This window comes from Pseudomonas sp. LP_7_YM, assembly GCF_004364435.1.
Classification (GTDB): Bacteria; Pseudomonadota; Gammaproteobacteria; order Pseudomonadales; family Pseudomonadaceae; genus Aquipseudomonas.
On sequence record NZ_SOCT01000009.1, the window covers coordinates 86,197 to 102,455 of the forward strand.

The window sequence follows — 16,259 nt, forward strand, 5'->3', positions numbered from 1 at the left end:
GCAGAGGGGCTTGCTCAGGCGTTCTGCCAAATCCCGCCCCCGTTCAAACGCTCGCGATCATGCTCACCATTGAAATCCTGGGCGGGCCCTTTGGGCACGATTGCGGTTGGATTGATGGTGGCATGGCTGGCGTAGTAGTGGTGCTTGATATGCACGAAGTCCACAGTCTCGGCCACACCCGGCAACTGATACAGCTCTCGCACCCCGTTGCTAAGATTTGGATAGTCAGTGATGCGGCGTAGGTTGCACTTGAAGTGGCCGTGGTAGACGGCGTCGAAGCGGATCAGTGTGGTGAACAGGCGCACATCGGCCTCGGTCAGGTATTCGCCGGTCAGATAGCGCTTTGCACTCAATAGTTTTTCCAGGCTGTCCAGCTCGGCAAACACCTGGTCGAAGGCTTCCTCATAGGCACCTTGCGAGGTCGCAAAGCCTGCGCGGTATACGCCGTTATTCACCGCTGGGTAAATCGCATCATTCAAGCGGTTGATCTCGGAACGCAACGCTTCAGGGTAGAGATCCAGACGATTTCCGGTTATATCGTCGAACGCCGAGTTAAACATCCGAATGATTTCCGAAGACTCGTTGCTGACAATGCGCTGCAGCTTTTTGTCCCACAGCACCGGCACGGTCACACGACCCGTGTAGGTGGGGGTGTCCGCCAGATAACGCTCGTACATGAACCTGTGGCTGTCGAGCGGATCACCGGTCGAGCCGGCCTGGGTGTCGAACGTCCAGCCGTTTTCGCGCATCAGCCAGCTAACGACTGACACGTCGACCAGCCCTTCAAGGCCTTTTAGCTTGCGCACAATCAGCGTGCGGTGCGCCCAGGGGCATGCCAGCGAAACATAGAGATGGTAGCGAGCGGCCTCGGCTTTGAAGCCGCCTTCGCCTGAAGGGCCTGGGCTACCGTCGCGGGTTACCCAATTGCGGCGTTGGGCCTGCTCGCGCTGAAATGCCCCGTCTTTGCTGCTTTCATACCACCGGTCTTGCCAGCGTCCCTCGACTAGAAGGCCCATTTTCCGACTCCAGAAGGTGTTCATTCGTGCGTTGGAGGTCAGTGTAAAGGCAATCGTTCGAGCGACTAACGCAAAGACTCGGGAGTAATGATCGGCTAAATAGATCGGTTTCGGGTGGCCCAGTATTGCTCGGCCTGTTGGAAGGCTTCCTCGCGGGACATTCCCAGACCGCGCAACGCGAGGGCCATGGTGGCGATCAACGCGAGCTGCGGATAACTGTCCACGATTTCGCCTTTCCAGATGGCGACGAGCTGTTGAGGATCGAGGGTCGCCGGTTTGACGTGGCGGCGGTCCGACAGTGCTGGCCATTCCTCATCCCAGGGCTGTCCCTCGGTGGTGCCGTACAGGTGGCTAATCGTGTCAGGATTGATTTCCACCTCCCCGCCATCGCCTTTGATCACGATGGCGTGATCGCCCAACAGACTGCTGGCGTCGCGATGCACGGATTGATAACCCGGATGGAAAATACTTTGCAAACCGCATCGTGCGCCCAAGGGATTGAGAATCCGGGCCAGAGAGTGAATTGGCGAACGCAACCCCAGGGTATTGCGCAGGTCGATCATCCGCTGTAACTGTGGCGCCCAATATCCCAGCGGGATGAACGCAAGGTTGTGCTGATCCAGCGCTTCACCCACTGATTGCCAGGTGCGGCAGAGGGGGATGCCAAGCAACCCCAGCAATTGTTCGCTATAAAGCCGTCCGGCAGTATGCGCGCCGCCACCGTGCATCAGTACTTTCACCCCATTGTTCGCCAGGCATTTGACGGCCAGCAGATACCAGGGCAGATGCCTTTTCTTGCCCGCATAGGTGGGCCAATCGATATCCACCACCATGGGCGGTGCAGTCAAACGCTCACGCACTGCTTCGGTAAAGCCTGCCAGCTCCTCAGGGCTCTCTTCCTTGTGGCGCAGCAGCATCAGGAACGCACCTAGCTGGGTGTCCTCAACTTGCTCATCAAGCACCATGCCCATCGCCTCGCGGGCTTCTTCGCGGGTCAAATTGCGAGCGCCGCGTTTGCCCTTGCCTAGAATGCGCACGAACTGTGCAAACGGGTGCTCGGCAGGGGTTTCGGTAACGAGGGGAATGTAGTCGGTCATAAGCAGTTGGTCGGCTTTGGCAGGCCCGCCAGCTTGGCGGCAAGTTTGGCAGGAGTGCCGTTGAATAAACGATTCAGGTGCAGGCTGTTGCCTTTCTCCGTACCGAGCTTCAAAGCCGTGTATTTCACCAGCGGGCGGGTCGCTGGAGACAGTTGGAATTCAGCATGGAACGCCCGAAGCAGTTCGAGGATTTCCCAATGTTCAGGGGTCAGGGCGATTCCTTCTCCAAGCGCCAAAGCCCCGGCGACATCGTGGGACCATTCGTGCAGGTCTGTGAGGTAGCCGTCTTTGTCCAGTACGATGATTCGCTCGTTGACGATCAGCTGCTTCATAGCCAGGTGTTGACCTTGTCGTAGTGCACTGACAATTCTACGAATCCTGTGTAATCAACACTGCCCACCCAGTGGGGCAGCGTCAGGTTTCGCGCCTTGAGGTCCTCAGCGAGTACGAATAGCTTGAGGTGGTCGGCCTGGGTGTCCAAGGTCTGGCGCGCAGCTGTGGATGCTGTTAATGCATAAGTCGCATCGCCGCACAGCAGAACGGCGTCCTGGCTGCCGAGCAGGCGCAAGCAGCTGCTAAGGCGTGAATCTGCGAAGGGGGAGTGAGATAACACATGCAAGGTCGACATCAGATCGTGATCACCTGGTCGTATCGGTCAATGAGCGCAGCGATTTCCTGATCGCGCAAGACGTGCAGCGGCTCCATGCTCAGTTCGTCCGGCAGCATGCCGCGTTCGGCGAGGCTCGTGCGGCAGGCGAAGAGGTCTTCGACCCCGAACATCGACAGCGCTTGCAGATTGGCCGTGATGTCTTTCTGTTGTAACTGGATGGCGCTCTGGGCGGGCAACAACTGCAGAACACCGTCGTCCAGAAACAGCATGGCCAAAGGCAAATCGAATGCGCCACCGGCCAGTGCGATGTCCAGCGCTTCGCGTGCGCTCGGCCCGGACCAAGGCGACTGGCGGCTGATAATCAGTAATGACCTGGGCATTTCAAGGCCCTCCGAAGCAGATCAAACGGTCTGCGGTTTGCACCGCATCGTGCAATTGCCCCAGGCCCGACAGCTCCCACGGAGCAGCGATATTGGCCGCAGGACGGGCGTAGCGCTCGGCTTGCGTTTCATCCAGCACCCCGCGACGCAGGGCAGCGGCAATACAAACCACGCCATCGAGGTGATGAGAGACAACAAAGTCTCGCCACTGTGCAGGGATGTCCAGTTCGTCCTGAGGTGTGACGACATTGGTCGACGCGCTGTGAACCCCGTCCTGATAAAAGAACAACCGTACGATTTCATGCCCACCTGCCAGCACGGCCTGCGCGAACAGCAACGCGCGGCGCGAAGAGGGCGCGTGGGCCGGTGAATGGAGGACAATGGCGAACTTCATGGGGCGGCTCGTTCAGCAGGGTGACAGGGTGAATGTGGCCAATGATAAAGAATTCAAAGGCACGAGGCAGCAAAAAGCCCGCCGAAGCGGGCTTTTTGTTAAGGCTGTGACCGTTATCAGTCGTCGCGACCCATGATGCCGAAGATCTGCAACAGGCTGATGAACAGGTTGTAGATCGATACATACAGGCTGATGGTCGCCATGATGTAGTTACGCTCACCGCCCTGAATGATGGCGCTGGTCTGGAACAGGATGCACACCGAAGAGAACAGCACGAAGCCTGCGCTGATCGCCAGTTGCAGACCGCTGATCTGGAAAAACATACTCGCCAACACTGCCGCCAGCAGGACGAAGAAGCCTGCGGTGATGAAGCCGCCCAGGAAACTCATGTCCTTGCGGGTGATCAGCACGTAAGCCGATAGGCCACCGAACACCAGAGCCGTCATTGCGAAGGCCGAAGCAACGACTTCTGCGCCGCCCTGCATGCCCAGGTAGCGGTTGAGGATCGGACCGAGGATGAAACCCATGAAGCCGGTCAGCGCGAATGCAGAGACCAGACCCCACGCCGAATCGCGCAGCTTGTTGGTGAGGAAGAACAGGCCGTAAAAGCCGATCAGCACCACGAAGACGTTCGGGTAGCGCACGTGCATCTGCTGCGCGACGAACGCCATGATCCCGCTGAAAGCAAGGGTAAGGGCCAGAAGGCCGTACGTGTTGCGCAGGACGCGGCTAACCTCTAGCTGCTCGACCTGCACGCGGTTGTTAACTGCGTAATCCTGTTCGCGCATGGCGCTACTCCTGATGACTGAAAGGGTGGTCTGAAATCTCAAGTTGCAAAGATCATAACAGAGCTGCACTCAGACGCGAGTCAGAGAGTTTGACAGCTTGTTTCATTCCGGTATTATGACGCCCGCAACGCAATGGAGGTGTGGCCGAGTGGTTTAAGGCAGCAGTCTTGAAAACTGCCGACTGTAACAGGTCCCTGAGTTCGAATCTCTGCGCCTCCGCCATATTTTGTACGTCAAGGCCCTGATTTTTCAGGGCTTTTTCGTTTCTGGCGTTTGGGCTTTGCCTCGCGTCCAACGGGGCGGCGTTCCGAAATTAATGGACGCGCTCCAAAATTCTGCGATTGCCGAGGGCTATTTCGTTGGTGCGACGATCTCGCCCACACGTCGATACACGGTATGTATGCTGCGTCTGTAGAAGTGCCCCACGCCTCGCTAGCGAGGGTCAGGTGTTCAATTTCGCTCGCCGCTTTCGAACGGACGTCTCGAACCTGAAAGCTCCTTATGTGCACTGCAAGTTTTTTCCAGTTGAGGCCTACACCGTCGCGTGACAAATGCAAATGCTCGCCGCCTAGTGTGCAACGCTGCATTGCACGAACCACGGCGAGCGGGCAGTTACCAGAAGATGGGACCGATGAGGCAGTAGCGGATCAATGCCTGTCCTGAGCTTTGTTTATGCCTGAGTACCAAGTGGACGACGACGTCGCGCTGCTCTTCATAGATCTCGAAGAAAATGCGGTACCGGCCAATGAGAGTTGAGACCATTGGCTACCTGAAAGGCCATGCTGCCGATCTCGATCTGGAAGAGCCCATGGTGATCACTCAGAACGGCATTCCGGCCTATGTCGTGGAATCTTTCGCCGAACGCAAAAGCCGCGACGAAGCAATCGCTCTCGTAAAGCTGCTTTCAATGGGATCGCGGGAGTACAGCGAAAGCAAGCGCTGCACGGCCGACGATTTGAAAGCCTGTAGTGGTCAACTGATCCCAGACACGGTTTTAAGTTTTTCTTCAGTTTTCGCCGGGGCCAACCCATCGTTAAATTGATGCGGTCTGATCCAGTTGTAGTGATGCATCAGTACTGGCTGATGTCGCTCTGAGTCTGCTAGCCGGTCATGTAGCCGGTGGCTGGTATCCATTCTGTTTTCAAGCTGCGAAACACCCTTTCCATCGGCGCATTGTCCCGGCAGTTTCCTGGGCGACTCATGCTCTGACGCATGCGGTCGCGCCTCAGCCGTTGGCGAAAGTTGCGGCTGCCATATTGCGATCCCTTGTGGGAGTGAAATAGCAGGCCTTGAGGCATGCCGCGTTGCTCGTAAGCTACGTCCAGCGCCTTCATCACCAGGTCTGCATCCGGCTTTTCCGATAACGCCCAGCCCACCATTCGGCGAGCGTAGAGATCCATGACAGCCGCAAGGTAGTGTCATTTCCCCCCCTGCCAAGATATAGGTGATGTTGCCGCACCAGAGCTGGTTAGGCGCTTCGATACCAAACTTCCTGTTCAAGACATTTGGTATATCAGGCCGCTCGACTGTCGCTTTTTTATAGGCGTGTGATCCTCCAGAAAATTCTCAAGGGTGCAGGCGTCGCCGTGTATCGTCGGAAGCCACCGCGGCTGAGCTACTGCCAACCCGACGTGATCTGTTCCAATGCCAGGGTGGCCATGCGTGGGGCTATGACGGCTTCGGCGCGAGCAATCTTGCGCATGCCATTGCAGGACGCATCTACGAATTAGGCGGACTTGAACCGGCCGAAATGACCCTTCGGGCGAACAAAATCGTGCAAGTCCTGCTCGCCCGGCTGAATCGCGACTCACCTGCTGACCTCAAGATAAGCGATATCAAGCGCCTGATGAGCGCATAGCACCTGCAATTATGTGCGGAGTTCAAGGTTGGGTCAGCGCGCCACTGGAGCCCTGACTCCACACCTTGAAGTGGCGGGTTGGCGAACTGTGGTCATCCGCGGTTCGCGTCCAGGTCTGCGAAAAGGTCGTCCAGTGCCGCGATGGATTTCGGCAACAGCCGTGTGCGTGATGCCTGTTCAGGCTCAGTGCTCCAGTTTTTCTCCGACAGGATAGCGTCGCAGTTCTTTTTCAACTGTTCTGGGGACAGATTATAACTGCCTGGATTGTCGCCATATCCCATGCGCATCTTGTCACAGGCGGCCTCGAGATGGGGCGACACGACGCTGTCGATCGCTACCTTATCCACCCCCAGCAACTCGCCCGCATCAGCAAGGGCTCGATGAAACGCGTAACTCATGCCCTTGCCTTGCATTTGGGAAGGGAAGCATATATCACCGTAACCGATGGTCGACTGGCCAGAGTGATCATCATCCTGCTCTGTGACATAAACAGACTGCGTCGCTCGACTCTTCTTGCCCGACGGACTGCATAACGCCAGGTCGAATGTCACTGCCTTGCTTGCCGAATCTTTGGGCCGGCGTGTCAATGTCATCTCACCGTGATCACGATGCTTGAGCCTGTAAACCATCTTGCCCAAACGAGCACGCTCCGGATTGCGCTCCACTGCTGCCGCAGGCGCAGATAAAACGTTCGTGGCGCCAGCGCTGGCATGTTTTGGCTCCTGCCCCTCGGCATTGACAGGGACTGCGAGCGTCGGCATTTGAGCGGGGTTGAAACGCGATGCTGAATTGATCATGACTATATCCTGAAACACTGGAATAGCATGGTGTGTGGTCGCGCTGGACTTGGAGTTCCGCAAAGAGCGCAACAAAGGTGGCGTTAAAAACGTACTCAAGCCAGAATGGCGATCGCCTTGGTTTAAGAAATTGGCAGCCTGCGGCTGCAAATCGCCCGTTTTTGCTATCGCGTAGCATCAGGAAAACCGAGTGGCCCATCGCTATGGAGCTGCGCTTTGTCGCTGTATTTCGCGTAGATGAGCATTTCCTATCTGGTCTGATGCTCAATAATCTTCGGTTTTATTAGCCGGTCAGCATGCCACACGACCCAAGCAAAACAAGCGCATGCTACACCAGTAAAAATACCGGCTATTGCCTTTACACTCCCGATCATGTTCTTACCGAACCAGAATCCATCCGCAAGGTGAGCAACAATTGCTATCGAGTTCAGCAAGACGGTAAAACCAACGGCATAGGCAATCACTCCTGAAATTCCGAGTACCGCCTTAACAATCGAAATCAAAACTCGCATCATCGTTCTCTCGCTCAATGGACGCAAAACCGCGTCTCTCCTACGGCTCGGCCCCACGTTCGACGGCGGGGCCTCCAAGAAACATGTCTGAATAGGTCTAACTCCAAGTATCCTGCAGCCCCGGACTTTTCCAGCGTATCTGTGATTGTCGAGAGCCGACTCGATGAATCGGCTCTCGACACGCGGGTGCGACCTCTTCACGAGGGGCTTGGCGTCGCAGCTGCGGGCAATTACACATGAGTCATTATTACTCAGTACAACGATCGGCGTTTTAACTAGATCAGGGCAAAATACCCGCTCACAGCCAGCGTAGAAACGTAAGCGCTCCATGAACCCCACATTCAATCCGCTTGGCTAATGCCGGATGCTGTACTCCTGATTTTTCTCAGGAGCTCATCCGCCATGATGCGACCCGACGCCAAAGTCGAAAAAGTGTACCTCTACCCGAAACCCGTCGACTTTAGAAAATCCATCGACGGCTTGGCTGCGCTGGTCGAACTCGATATTAAAGTGGCGGTGTTTGACCCCGTACTTTTCGTTTTCCTGAATCGCCACCGCAACCGAGTCAAAGTGCTGTATTGGGGTGTGTCACGAACGCTGACGTCAGTCAGCGATGCTGTATCAAAGATGGGAGTAGGTCTCCCGGAGTCTGCTTGCAGGAGCTGGCTTCAAACCACCCGGTGCTGCTGCGTTCAAAAGGCGTGGTGGTGAGCGACCGTTGGAAAAGGCGCCAATGATAGTGTCAGGTACGTATTGAGAAGATGAGCGAAAGCAAACCGTCCGAAGACGCATCGTTAAGTATTCAAATGCTGTCAAAGCCGAGGTCGCCCAGTAGCCTCGGGATCAGTCTGGAAGCTACCTGTCTACTGTCCAGATGGCAGCCGGTGTATAGGCGGCATGAACTCAATACAGGCTTTGATTCGGAACGTGAGAACCTCGCCTTTGATGCCAAGGGAAATGACAAGCGGCTACCACCGCAAGGAAGAATACCGATGCAAAGGCCGAGGGGCGGAGCCATTCGTAGTAGTGATGAAATTCTTGTAATGAGAATGGAGCGAAGGGATGGCGTTGCCCAGCTGGCTCATGCCATCAACCCGCTTTGGTGGGGAGGAGTGGCATGAGTACAGCAAAGTCGTACAGCATTTCCAAACTGACAGTTTGGGAGGCTTACCAGCGTGTGAAAGCCAATCGAGGAGCCGCTGGGATAGACGAACAATCTATTGCCCAGTTCGAGCAGAAGCTGCAACGGAACCTCTACAAGCTGTGGAATCGGATGTCATCAGGTTCCTACTTACCGCCGCCGGTTCGGCAGGTAGAGATTCCGAAGCAATCAGGAGGCAAATGCAAGCTGGGTATTCCTACTGTGGCTGATCGGGTGGCTCTGTAGTGGTCTAATGAAACCGGACACCCATTTAGGCGAGAATACCCGCCAGACTGAGGTGTCAAATGAGCAAACAACGCCGTACTTTTCCCCCTGAATTCAAACGCGAGGCTGCCGACCTCGTGCTCAAGCAAAGCTACAGTTTCATCGAAGCCAGTCGCTCACTGAGCGTGGGTGAGTCGGCGCTGCGTCGTTGGGTCGACCAGCTTCAGCAAGAGCGCACCGGCGTCACGGCCCAAAGCAAGGCCCTGACACCAGAGCAGCAAAAAATCCAGGAGTTGGAAGCTCGGATTGCTCGCCTTGAACGCGAGAAATCAATATTAAAAAAGGCTACCGCGCTCTTGATGTCGGAAGATCTCGAGCGTACGCGCTGATCAATCAGCTAAGTGTCCATGAGCCTGTTGACTGCTTGTGCGAGGCGTTTGAGGTCGCTCGCTCGGGGTACTACGCGCATCGTCTAAGGCGGCGAACACCAGACATTGAGCGACTCAGGCTGCGTAGCCGAGTAAACGAGTTGTTCACTCAGGGACGAAGTGCTCCGGGCAGTCGAAGCATCATGTTAATGATGCAAGAAGAGGGTGAGCAAATTGGACGTTTCAAGGTACGCCGGCTGATGCGTGAACTGGAGTCAGCAAACAGCCGGGATCACACGCCTATAAAAAGGCGACAGTGGAGCGGCCTGATATACCAAATGTCTTGAACCGGGGGTTTGACGTCGAAGCGCCGAACCAGGTTTGGTGCGGCGATATCACCTACATCTGGGCACAGGGAAAATGGTACTACCTTGCGGTTGTTATGGATCTTTACGCCCGCCGAGTGGTGGGCTGGGCGTTATCAGAAAAGCCGGATGCAAACCTAGTGGTCAAGGCACTGGACGTCGCTTACGAGCAACGTGGAAAGCCTCAAGGGTTACTGTTTCACTCGGATCAAGGATCGCATACGAAAGCCGCCAATTTCGCCAACGGTTGTGGCGCTACCGCATGCGCCAGAGCATGAGCCACCGAGGAAATTGCTGGGATAATGCTCCGATGGAGCGGGTATTTCGCAGCTTGAAAACAGAATGGATACCGACCCTGGGGTATCGAACTGCTCAAGAAGCCCAGCGGGATATCAGCCATTTCTTGATGCATCGTTACAACTGGATTCGGCCTCACCAGTTCAACGGTGGGCTGGCGCCAGCTCGGGCCGAGGAAAAACTTAACGTCGTGTCCGGGATTAGTCGACCACTACAGGGTGGGCCAGCCAGTTTTGAGAATGAGTGTCTTCCGTGTGCCGGAAGGGGGGTTGACTAGTGTTGCCATCTGAAAGGACTCCAAAGGTGTACTGGCACACCAGCACTGTACCGATTTTGTACCTTTGGACCATAGGACTGTATTTGTGGAGAACCACCCAGAAACACAAAAGCCGCGCAATGCGCGGCTTTTGAAGGTGGTGGGCCCACACGGACTCGAACCGTGGACCAAAGGATTATGAGTCCTCTGCTCTAACCAACTGAGCTATAGGCCCTCAGTCAGGCGGCGGATTATAACGATGGTTTGCGTGCTGTGCTATCCGAAAAGTCTGAAACGGTCATACGAAGAAACGTCGAGCAGAATTCTTCGGGGCGTAAGGGCAGGCTGACGATGTAGCCCTGGATCTGTTCGCAGCCCTCGTCGGCGAGAAATTGCTGTTGTTCGACGGTTTCCACGCCTTCGGCGATGACGGTCAGTTGCATGCTGCGACCCAGCGCGATGATGGCGCGCACGATGGCGACGTCGTGAGGGTCTTCCGGCAAGCCTCGCACGAATGACTGGTCGATCTTGAGGCTATCCAATGGCAGGCGCTTGAGGTAGCTGAGCGAAGAATAGCCGGTGCCGAAGTCATCGATTGCCAGTTGCACGCCGAGTGTTTTGAGGCGGTGCAGCACCGAGAGTGCTTCTTCTGTCTGGGACATGATGAAGTTTTCGGTGATTTCCAGTTGCAGGCACTCGGGTTGCAATTCGTACCGGGTAAGGAGTTGCTCGATACGGTTGAGCAGATTGGGCTGACGCAGCTGGGCCCCTGCCAGGTCAACCGAGAGCGAGCCGAAGACGTCGTAGGCCCGGTTCCCCTGATGGAGTTGCTGACAGGCTGTTTCCAGCACCCATTCGCCGATCTGCAGGATCATGCCGTTTTCTTCTGCCAGAGGAATGAACCGCTCGGGTGAGACTTCGCCGAACGTGGGATGGGTCCAGCGAAATAAGCGCTTCAGCCCCGACCAAACGTTGTGTCAGCAGGCTGACTTTAGGCTGGTAGGAGAGGGTGAATTCGTTGCGCTCGATGGCGCGTCGTAGTTCATGCTCCAGCGCGATGCGCTCGCTGGCTTGGCGGTGAGATCACGGGTGTAACTTTCGACGCGGTTGCGGCCTTTTGCCTTGGAGCGGTACATCGCGGCATCGGCGTTTTTGATGAGCGTGGCGACTTCGGCGCCGTCAGAGGGGAACAGCGCGGTGCCGATACTGGTGCTGATGGAAACTCGTGCTCGCCGGCCTGGAAGGGCGCCGAGAAGCTGTTCAGCAGCGTGGTGGCAATGGCTTTGGAGTCGCTGCCGCTTTGCAGGCCCGGGAGCAAGATAATGAATTCATCGCCGCCCAGTCGGGCGACGGTGTCGATATCGCGCAGGTTTTCCTTCAACCGTTGGGCGATGCCCTTGAGCAGCAAGTCCCCGACCGGGTGTCCAAGGCTGTCATTGATGTGCTTGAAACGGTCCAGATCAAGAAACAGCACTGCGCCGACGCTTTGCGATTCGGTGCTGTGAGCAAGGGCTGCCTGCAGGCGGTTCTCGAACAGTGTGCGGTTCGGCAGACCGGTCAGTGGGTCGTGGTGCGCTTGATAGTCGAGCTGCGCTTGAGCGTGTTTAAGGCTTGAGATATTGGTGAAGACTGCGACGAAATGAGTAATGAACCTGTCGCGGTTGCGCACCGCGCTGATGGTTAGCCAGCTAGGGTAAATTTCACCGTTCTTCACTACGATTACAGATTTCTCCCTGCCAGTGGCCTTCTGCAGTCAGTTGATACCACATGGCAGCGTAAAATGCGCTGTCGTGCAGTCCGGAGGCGAGCAGGTGGGGAGTCTTACCGAGGGCTTCGGCCTCGCTGTAGCCAGTGATTTCACTGGTAGCACGATTAACGGCGTTGATGTTGACGCGTGTCGGTGATAGTACCCCTTCGGCCGTGCTCTCGATGAGCCCGCGATTGGTTCGGACCACCACCGCCAGAACGGTCGCTAGCAGCAGCCCTGCAAGCTCGTAAATCACGAGCGCCCGCCAGAATCGGGTCGGTTCGAAAGCGCGATCTTATCGCCGGTTTTTCAGAGTCCACCTGCGGCAGCTCAGCCTCGAGTGTAGCTGTGCTTCAGGAAGGTGGCACACTGCCAAATACGTGTTCCCTGAAATGCAAAAAACCCCGGCATGCCGGGGATCTTGTGGTAGGCGCGTTAAGCTTACTCGTCGAGGAACGAACGCAGGTGTTCGCTTCTCGTCGGATGGCGTAGCTTGCGCAACGCCTTCGCTTCTATCTGACGAATACGCTCACGGGTTACATCGAACTGTTTACCGACTTCCTCAAGGGTGTGGTCAGTATTCATGTCGATGCCGAAACGCATACGCAGCACTTTGGCTTCACGGGCGGTAAGGCCCGAGAGAACTTCACGCGTCGCTTCTTTCAGGCTCTCAACGGTGGCGACGTCGATAGGCGACTGCATGGTCGAATCTTCGATGAAGTCACCCAGATGCGAATCTTCGTCGTCACCAATCGGCGTTTCCATGGAGATCGGTTCTTTGGCGATCTTCAATACCTTGCGGATCTTGTCCTCAGGCATTTCCATGCGTTCGCCCAGCTCTTCCGGCGTCGGTTCGCGACCCATTTCCTGCAGCATCTGGCGGGAAATACGGTTGAGCTTGTTGATCGTCTCGATCATGTGCACCGGAATGCGGATGGTGCGAGCCTGGTCCGCGATCGAGCGAGTGATCGCCTGACGAATCCACCAGGTGGCATAAGTCGAGAACTTGTAACCGCGACGGTATTCGAACTTGTCCACCGCCTTCATCAAACCGATGTTGCCTTCCTGAATCAGATCCAGGAACTGCAGGCCGCGGTTGGTGTACTTCTTGGCGATCGAGATCACCAGACGCAAGTTCGCTTCAACCATCTCTTTCTTCGCGCGGCGGGCCTTGGCCTCACCGATCGACATGCGACGGTTGATGTCCTTGATTTCCAGCACGGTCAGGCCGGTTTCTTCTTGCAGTGCGGTCAGCTTCTGCTGGCAACGCTGAATATCGGTCTGCAGGCGGCCAATGGCTTCGGCATATTTGCTTTTGCCTTTGGCCAGCGCGTCGGTCCAGCTCTGATCGACTTCGTTGCCCGGGAAATGGCGCAGGAAGTCGGCACGCGGCATGCGGGCATCACGCACACATAGCTGCATGATGGCGCGTTCTTGTGCACGCAAACGCTCCAAAGCACCGCGAACGCGTTCGACCAGACCTTCAAACTGTTTAGGAACCAGCTTGATCGGCATGAACAGCTCGGCCAGAGCCAGTAGCTCTTCGTTGGCCTGCTTGCTGCCGCGACCGTGCTTTTTCAGGATCTTGAGGGCGATTGCCATCTGATCGGAGACCGCACCGAAGCGCTGAGCTGCAATGACCGGGTCCGGGCCGCTTTCGGCCTCTTCCTCGTCATCGCTGTCAGATTCGTCATCGTCGTCGTCAGCTGCATCAGCTTTTTCGGCTTTCGGATCGACAGGTGGCGGTGCCTCGGCAGGCGGTGCGATGCCGTCGTCCGGATCGATATAGCCGCTCAGGACGTCGGACAGCCGGCCACCTTCGGTGGTAACCCGAGTGTATTCGGAGAGAATATGCTCGACCGTGCCAGGGAAGTGCGCAATCGCACCCATGACTTCACGGATGCCTTCTTCGATACGTTTGGCGATTTCGATCTCGCCTTCACGTGTCAGAAGCTCGACAGTACCCATTTCGCGCATATACATGCGCACCGGGTCCGTCGTACGGCCGATGTCGGTTTCAACCGCCGCCAACGCTGCGGCCGCTTCTTCAGCGGCCGCCTCGTCGGTGTCGGCATCGGCAAGCATAAGGGCGTCCGCATCCGGAGCGCTCTCGTGTACCGGGATCCCCATGTCATTAATCATGCGGATGATGTCTTCCACCTGCTCCGGATCAGAAATATCTTCCGGCAGGTGGTCGTTGACCTCTGCGTAAGTCAGATATTTCTGCTCACGACCCAGGGTGATCAACTCTTTGATACGAGACTGTTGTTGCGCTTTTCCGGACATAACACCCTATCCACTGAAGGTCTTGGCGGGCAAAAAACAAGCCGAGGATTATACCCGAGCTCGGACCTCACGCGCCAGTTGAGGTCGGGGTTTGTGCAGGAACTTTGCGATTTAACAGGTTGAGCAGCTGAACTTTTTCCTCTGCGCTCAGCCCGGTCTGCCGTTCCTTCCTGATCAATTGATCCAGGCTTCGCTCGCGTTGGCGGGCGGACAAGCTAGTTATAGTGTCGAAAAACTGTTGTTCAAGGTTATCGGCCGAGATAAGCCATTCCTTTTCCGCAAGTTGTCGTAATAATCGTCCCTGATCGGTTCCATGCCAGCGAGCGATCAATTGCAGCGATCGCAGCTTGGGGTTTTTCTGCAACGCTTCGAGCAATGCCACCAGCAACTGCGAGTAAACGTTGTCTTCGGCCGCAAAGTAACTGGTATCTTCCACCTTTTGCGACAGGTCAGGATGATGAAGCAACGTCCTGAGTGCTGTCAGTGTAGGAGGTTCGACGGTTGCCGGTGTCCGCGGGGCACGTGGTTCGTAGTCCGGGCGTTTACCGTTCCTGTCCCACTTCTTGCGCTTGTCCCACGGTTTTTTATCCCATTTCGTCTGTTGCCCACCCGTTGCGCCAGGTGTCCATTGCTGCTGCGACTCATACGCATCGTGGGGTTGATAGTCGCCGTAATCAGGCACCGAATCGTAGTCGAAGCCCGGATCGTAAACCGGTTGTGTCTCCGGCGGAGCGCTTTGCACCAGTTGATTTACCGCTGCGGTGTCCAGCCCGGTAATTTCCTTAAGCCGGCGACGCATAAGCTCGCGCAAGTTGGCGCCCGGGACTTTTTCGATCAGTGGCGCAGCCAGGGTGACCATATGCGCCTTGCCTTCCAGCGAGCGTGGATCTGCTTCTTTGGTTAACTGCTCGAAAAAATAGTCGGCCAGCGGTTGCGCGTGCTGGTTGATCCTTGCCTTGAACGCATCGGTACCTTCGGCGCGAACCAGCGTGTCCGGGTCTTCACCTTCGGGTAAAAACAGAAAGCGCGCGCGGCGACCATCCTGAAGGCTGGTAAGTGTTGCCTCCAGCGCTCGCCATGCGGCATTGCGCCCTGCCTGGTCTCCGTCGAAGCAGAACAGAACGTTTGGCACTACGCGAAACAGCCTTTTAAGGTGCTCTTCGCTGGTGGCGGTGCCCAATGTTGCGACAGCGTTGCGCAAGCCTTGCTGCGCCAGCGCAATGACGTCCATGTAGCCTTCAACAACGATGATTTCGTCAAGGTTGCGATTGTATTTGCGCGCCTCGAACAGGCCGTACAGCTCCTGGCCCTTGTGAAATACCGGCGTCTCGGGCGAGTTCAGATACTTCGGTTTGTCGTCACCCAGTACGCGACCGCCAAAAGCAATGACCCGACCCCGACTGTCGCGAATGGGAAACATCACTCGGTCGCGAAAGCGGTCGTAACGCTTGCCGGTTTCGGCATTCTCAATCAGCAGGCCGGCATCGATCATGGCCTTTTGCTGAAGAGTGTCGCTGCTCAAATGCTTGTACAGATTGTCCCAGCCGGGCGGGGCGAACCCCAGCCCGAAATCGCGGGCAATTTCGCCCGAGAGGCCACGGCCTTTCAGGTAGTCCACTGCGAATTTGCGTGTCGGGTGACTTTTCAGTGCGGCACGGTAAAAGTCGGCGGCAGCAGTCAATAGCGGGTAAAGCGGCGAATCAGTAGGCTGTCGGGGCTTTTGGCCTCTGACGCCCTGTTCGCGGGGTACCTCCATGCCAGCGGCTTTGGCCAGTTCCTCGACTGCCTGGGGGAAATCCAGATTGTCGTGGTCCATGATGAAGCCAAGGGCATTGCCACCTGCGCCACAACCAAAACAGTAGTAGAACTGCTTGTCAGGGCTGACGCTGAACGAGGGTGTCTTTTCCTTGTGGAAAGGGCAGCAGGCACTGAAATTCTTGCCGGTTTTCTTTAATTGAACGCGAGAGCTGACAACATCGACGATGTCGGTGCGGTTCAGAAGGTCGTCAATAAAACCTTGGGGAATCAGTCCGGCCATGGCGTTCTCATCATCAGGCGCCCCGCCAGAAAGATCATGGCGAATCCAAAGCGTAACGACGGTGCTTGGTCAGTGTAGACGGTT

General features: G+C 56.4%; 13 protein-coding genes, 2 tRNA genes and 5 pseudogenes. 5 read left to right on the forward strand and 15 right to left on the reverse strand.

All coding sequences use genetic code 11. The annotated features are described in order from the left end of the window. Window positions 1-14: 14 nt before the first annotated feature. From EC915_RS19150 to EC915_RS19180, 7 genes are all read right to left on the reverse strand, one after another. Window positions 15-1,016, reverse strand: coding sequence for a glutathione S-transferase family protein (locus EC915_RS19150; protein ID WP_133752092.1), 1,002 nt, complete (start codon window positions 1,014-1,016; stop codon window positions 15-17). Between the two features lie 95 nt (window positions 1,017-1,111). Beyond that, window positions 1,112-2,113, reverse strand: coding sequence for a glycosyl transferase family protein (locus EC915_RS19155; protein WP_133752093.1), 1,002 nt, complete (start codon window positions 2,111-2,113; stop codon window positions 1,112-1,114). Next, window positions 2,110-2,445 carry a TusE/DsrC/DsvC family sulfur relay protein gene (locus EC915_RS19160; RefSeq protein ID WP_133752094.1) on the reverse strand — a complete coding sequence of 112 codons (336 nt, stop codon included), beginning with the start codon at window positions 2,443-2,445 and terminating at the stop codon, window positions 2,110-2,112. Before EC915_RS19160 ends, EC915_RS19155 begins: the two co-directional genes overlap by 4 nt. Further along, on the reverse strand, window positions 2,442-2,741 hold the full coding sequence (tusB, locus tag EC915_RS19165; RefSeq protein ID WP_133752095.1) for a sulfurtransferase complex subunit TusB: 300 nt from the start codon (window positions 2,739-2,741) through the stop codon (window positions 2,442-2,444). The genes EC915_RS19160 and tusB overlap by 4 nt, the downstream gene beginning before the upstream one ends. Next, a complete protein-coding gene (gene tusC, locus EC915_RS19170; RefSeq protein WP_133752096.1) occupies window positions 2,741-3,103 on the reverse strand; it encodes a sulfurtransferase complex subunit TusC in 363 nt (120 codons plus the stop codon). Before tusC ends, tusB begins: the two co-directional genes overlap by 1 nt. Before the next feature lies 1 nt (window position 3,104). Next, window positions 3,105-3,497 carry a sulfurtransferase complex subunit TusD gene (gene tusD, locus EC915_RS19175; protein WP_133752097.1) on the reverse strand — a complete coding sequence of 131 codons (393 nt, stop codon included), beginning with the start codon at window positions 3,495-3,497 and terminating at the stop codon, window positions 3,105-3,107. Between the two features lie 116 nt (window positions 3,498-3,613). After that, window positions 3,614-4,285, reverse strand: a complete 672-nt coding sequence (locus EC915_RS19180) for a Bax inhibitor-1/YccA family protein (RefSeq protein ID WP_133752098.1) — start codon at window positions 4,283-4,285, stop codon at window positions 3,614-3,616. A gap of 134 nt (window positions 4,286-4,419) precedes the next feature. Here EC915_RS19180 and EC915_RS19185 point away from each other — a divergent pair. Both EC915_RS19185 and EC915_RS19190 read left to right on the forward strand, forming a co-directional pair. Next, window positions 4,420-4,507 (forward strand) — tRNA-Ser (locus tag EC915_RS19185). A gap of 523 nt (window positions 4,508-5,030) precedes the next feature. Then, entirely contained in the window at window positions 5,031-5,327 is a 297-nt protein-coding gene (locus tag EC915_RS19190) for a type II toxin-antitoxin system Phd/YefM family antitoxin (protein WP_256658786.1), read from the forward strand. Here EC915_RS19190 and EC915_RS19195 read toward each other — a convergent pair. The 4 genes and pseudogenes from EC915_RS19195 to EC915_RS25490 all read right to left on the reverse strand — a co-directional run. Beyond that, a pseudogene (locus EC915_RS19195) lies at window positions 5,258-5,839 on the reverse strand (IS3 family transposase); the annotation flags it as partial. The gene EC915_RS19190 and the pseudogene EC915_RS19195 sit on opposite strands and share 70 nt — an antisense overlap. 396 nt (window positions 5,840-6,235) lie before the next feature. Then, window positions 6,236-6,940, reverse strand: a complete 705-nt coding sequence (locus EC915_RS19205) for a hypothetical protein (RefSeq protein ID WP_133752099.1) — start codon at window positions 6,938-6,940, stop codon at window positions 6,236-6,238. A gap of 248 nt (window positions 6,941-7,188) precedes the next feature. Then, complete coding sequence (locus EC915_RS24890) at window positions 7,189-7,455, reverse strand: hypothetical protein (RefSeq protein WP_166651031.1); 267 nt, start codon at window positions 7,453-7,455, stop codon at window positions 7,189-7,191. Between the two features lie 180 nt (window positions 7,456-7,635). Further along, window positions 7,636-7,782: pseudogene (locus EC915_RS25490) on the reverse strand (DNA polymerase V subunit UmuC); the annotation flags it as partial. A gap of 72 nt (window positions 7,783-7,854) precedes the next feature. Between EC915_RS25490 and tnpB the strand changes: the two are divergent. The 3 genes and pseudogenes from tnpB to EC915_RS19225 form a co-directional block, all read left to right on the forward strand. Then, window positions 7,855-8,163, forward strand: coding sequence for an IS66 family insertion sequence element accessory protein TnpB (tnpB, locus tag EC915_RS19215; RefSeq protein ID WP_256658787.1), 309 nt, complete (start codon window positions 7,855-7,857; stop codon window positions 8,161-8,163). Between the two features lie 406 nt (window positions 8,164-8,569). Further along, window positions 8,570-8,833: pseudogene (locus EC915_RS19220) on the forward strand (group II intron reverse transcriptase/maturase); the annotation flags it as partial. Window positions 8,834-8,898: 65 nt separating this feature from the next. Next, window positions 8,899-10,053, forward strand: a pseudogene (locus EC915_RS19225) (IS3 family transposase); the annotation flags it as partial. A gap of 209 nt (window positions 10,054-10,262) precedes the next feature. On the opposite strand, the gene EC915_RS19230 reads toward EC915_RS19225, so the two are convergent. The 4 genes and pseudogenes from EC915_RS19230 to dnaG all read right to left on the reverse strand — a co-directional run bounded on the left by EC915_RS19230 (window position 10,263) and on the right by dnaG (window position 16,175). Continuing rightward, window positions 10,263-10,339 (reverse strand) — tRNA-Ile (locus tag EC915_RS19230). Between the two features lie 16 nt (window positions 10,340-10,355). Continuing rightward, window positions 10,356-12,038 (reverse strand): annotated as a pseudogene (locus EC915_RS19235) (putative bifunctional diguanylate cyclase/phosphodiesterase); the annotation flags it as partial. 254 nt (window positions 12,039-12,292) lie between these two features. Beyond that, on the reverse strand, window positions 12,293-14,137 hold the full coding sequence (rpoD, locus tag EC915_RS19240; RefSeq protein WP_133752100.1) for an RNA polymerase sigma factor RpoD: 1,845 nt from the start codon (window positions 14,135-14,137) through the stop codon (window positions 12,293-12,295). A 67-nt stretch (window positions 14,138-14,204) separates the two neighbouring features. Then, window positions 14,205-16,175, reverse strand: a complete 1,971-nt coding sequence (gene dnaG, locus EC915_RS19245; RefSeq protein ID WP_133752101.1) for a DNA primase — start codon at window positions 16,173-16,175, stop codon at window positions 14,205-14,207. Window positions 16,176-16,259: the final 84 nt, after the last annotated feature.

Coding starts and splice junctions, on each gene's coding strand:
- EC915_RS19150 (WP_133752092.1), bottom strand. CDS start 1,016: ATGGGCCTTCTAGTCGAGGGACGCTGGCAAGACCGGTGGTATGAAAGC.
- EC915_RS19155 (WP_133752093.1), bottom strand. CDS start 2,113: ATGACCGACTACATTCCCCTCGTTACCGAAACCCCTGCCGAGCACCCG.
- EC915_RS19160 (WP_133752094.1), bottom strand. CDS start 2,445: ATGAAGCAGCTGATCGTCAACGAGCGAATCATCGTACTGGACAAAGAC.
- tusB (WP_133752095.1), bottom strand. CDS start 2,741: ATGTCGACCTTGCATGTGTTATCTCACTCCCCCTTCGCAGATTCACGC.
- tusC (WP_133752096.1), bottom strand. CDS start 3,103: ATGCCCAGGTCATTACTGATTATCAGCCGCCAGTCGCCTTGGTCCGGG.
- tusD (WP_133752097.1), bottom strand. CDS start 3,497: ATGAAGTTCGCCATTGTCCTCCATTCACCGGCCCACGCGCCCTCTTCG.
- EC915_RS19180 (WP_133752098.1), bottom strand. CDS start 4,285: ATGCGCGAACAGGATTACGCAGTTAACAACCGCGTGCAGGTCGAGCAG.
- EC915_RS19190 (WP_256658786.1), top strand. CDS start 5,031: ATGAGAGTTGAGACCATTGGCTACCTGAAAGGCCATGCTGCCGATCTC.
- EC915_RS19205 (WP_133752099.1), bottom strand. CDS start 6,940: ATGATCAATTCAGCATCGCGTTTCAACCCCGCTCAAATGCCGACGCTC.
- EC915_RS24890 (WP_166651031.1), bottom strand. CDS start 7,455: ATGATGCGAGTTTTGATTTCGATTGTTAAGGCGGTACTCGGAATTTCA.
- tnpB (WP_256658787.1), top strand. CDS start 7,855: ATGATGCGACCCGACGCCAAAGTCGAAAAAGTGTACCTCTACCCGAAA.
- rpoD (WP_133752100.1), bottom strand. CDS start 14,137: ATGTCCGGAAAAGCGCAACAACAGTCTCGTATCAAAGAGTTGATCACC.
- dnaG (WP_133752101.1), bottom strand. CDS start 16,175: ATGGCCGGACTGATTCCCCAAGGTTTTATTGACGACCTTCTGAACCGC.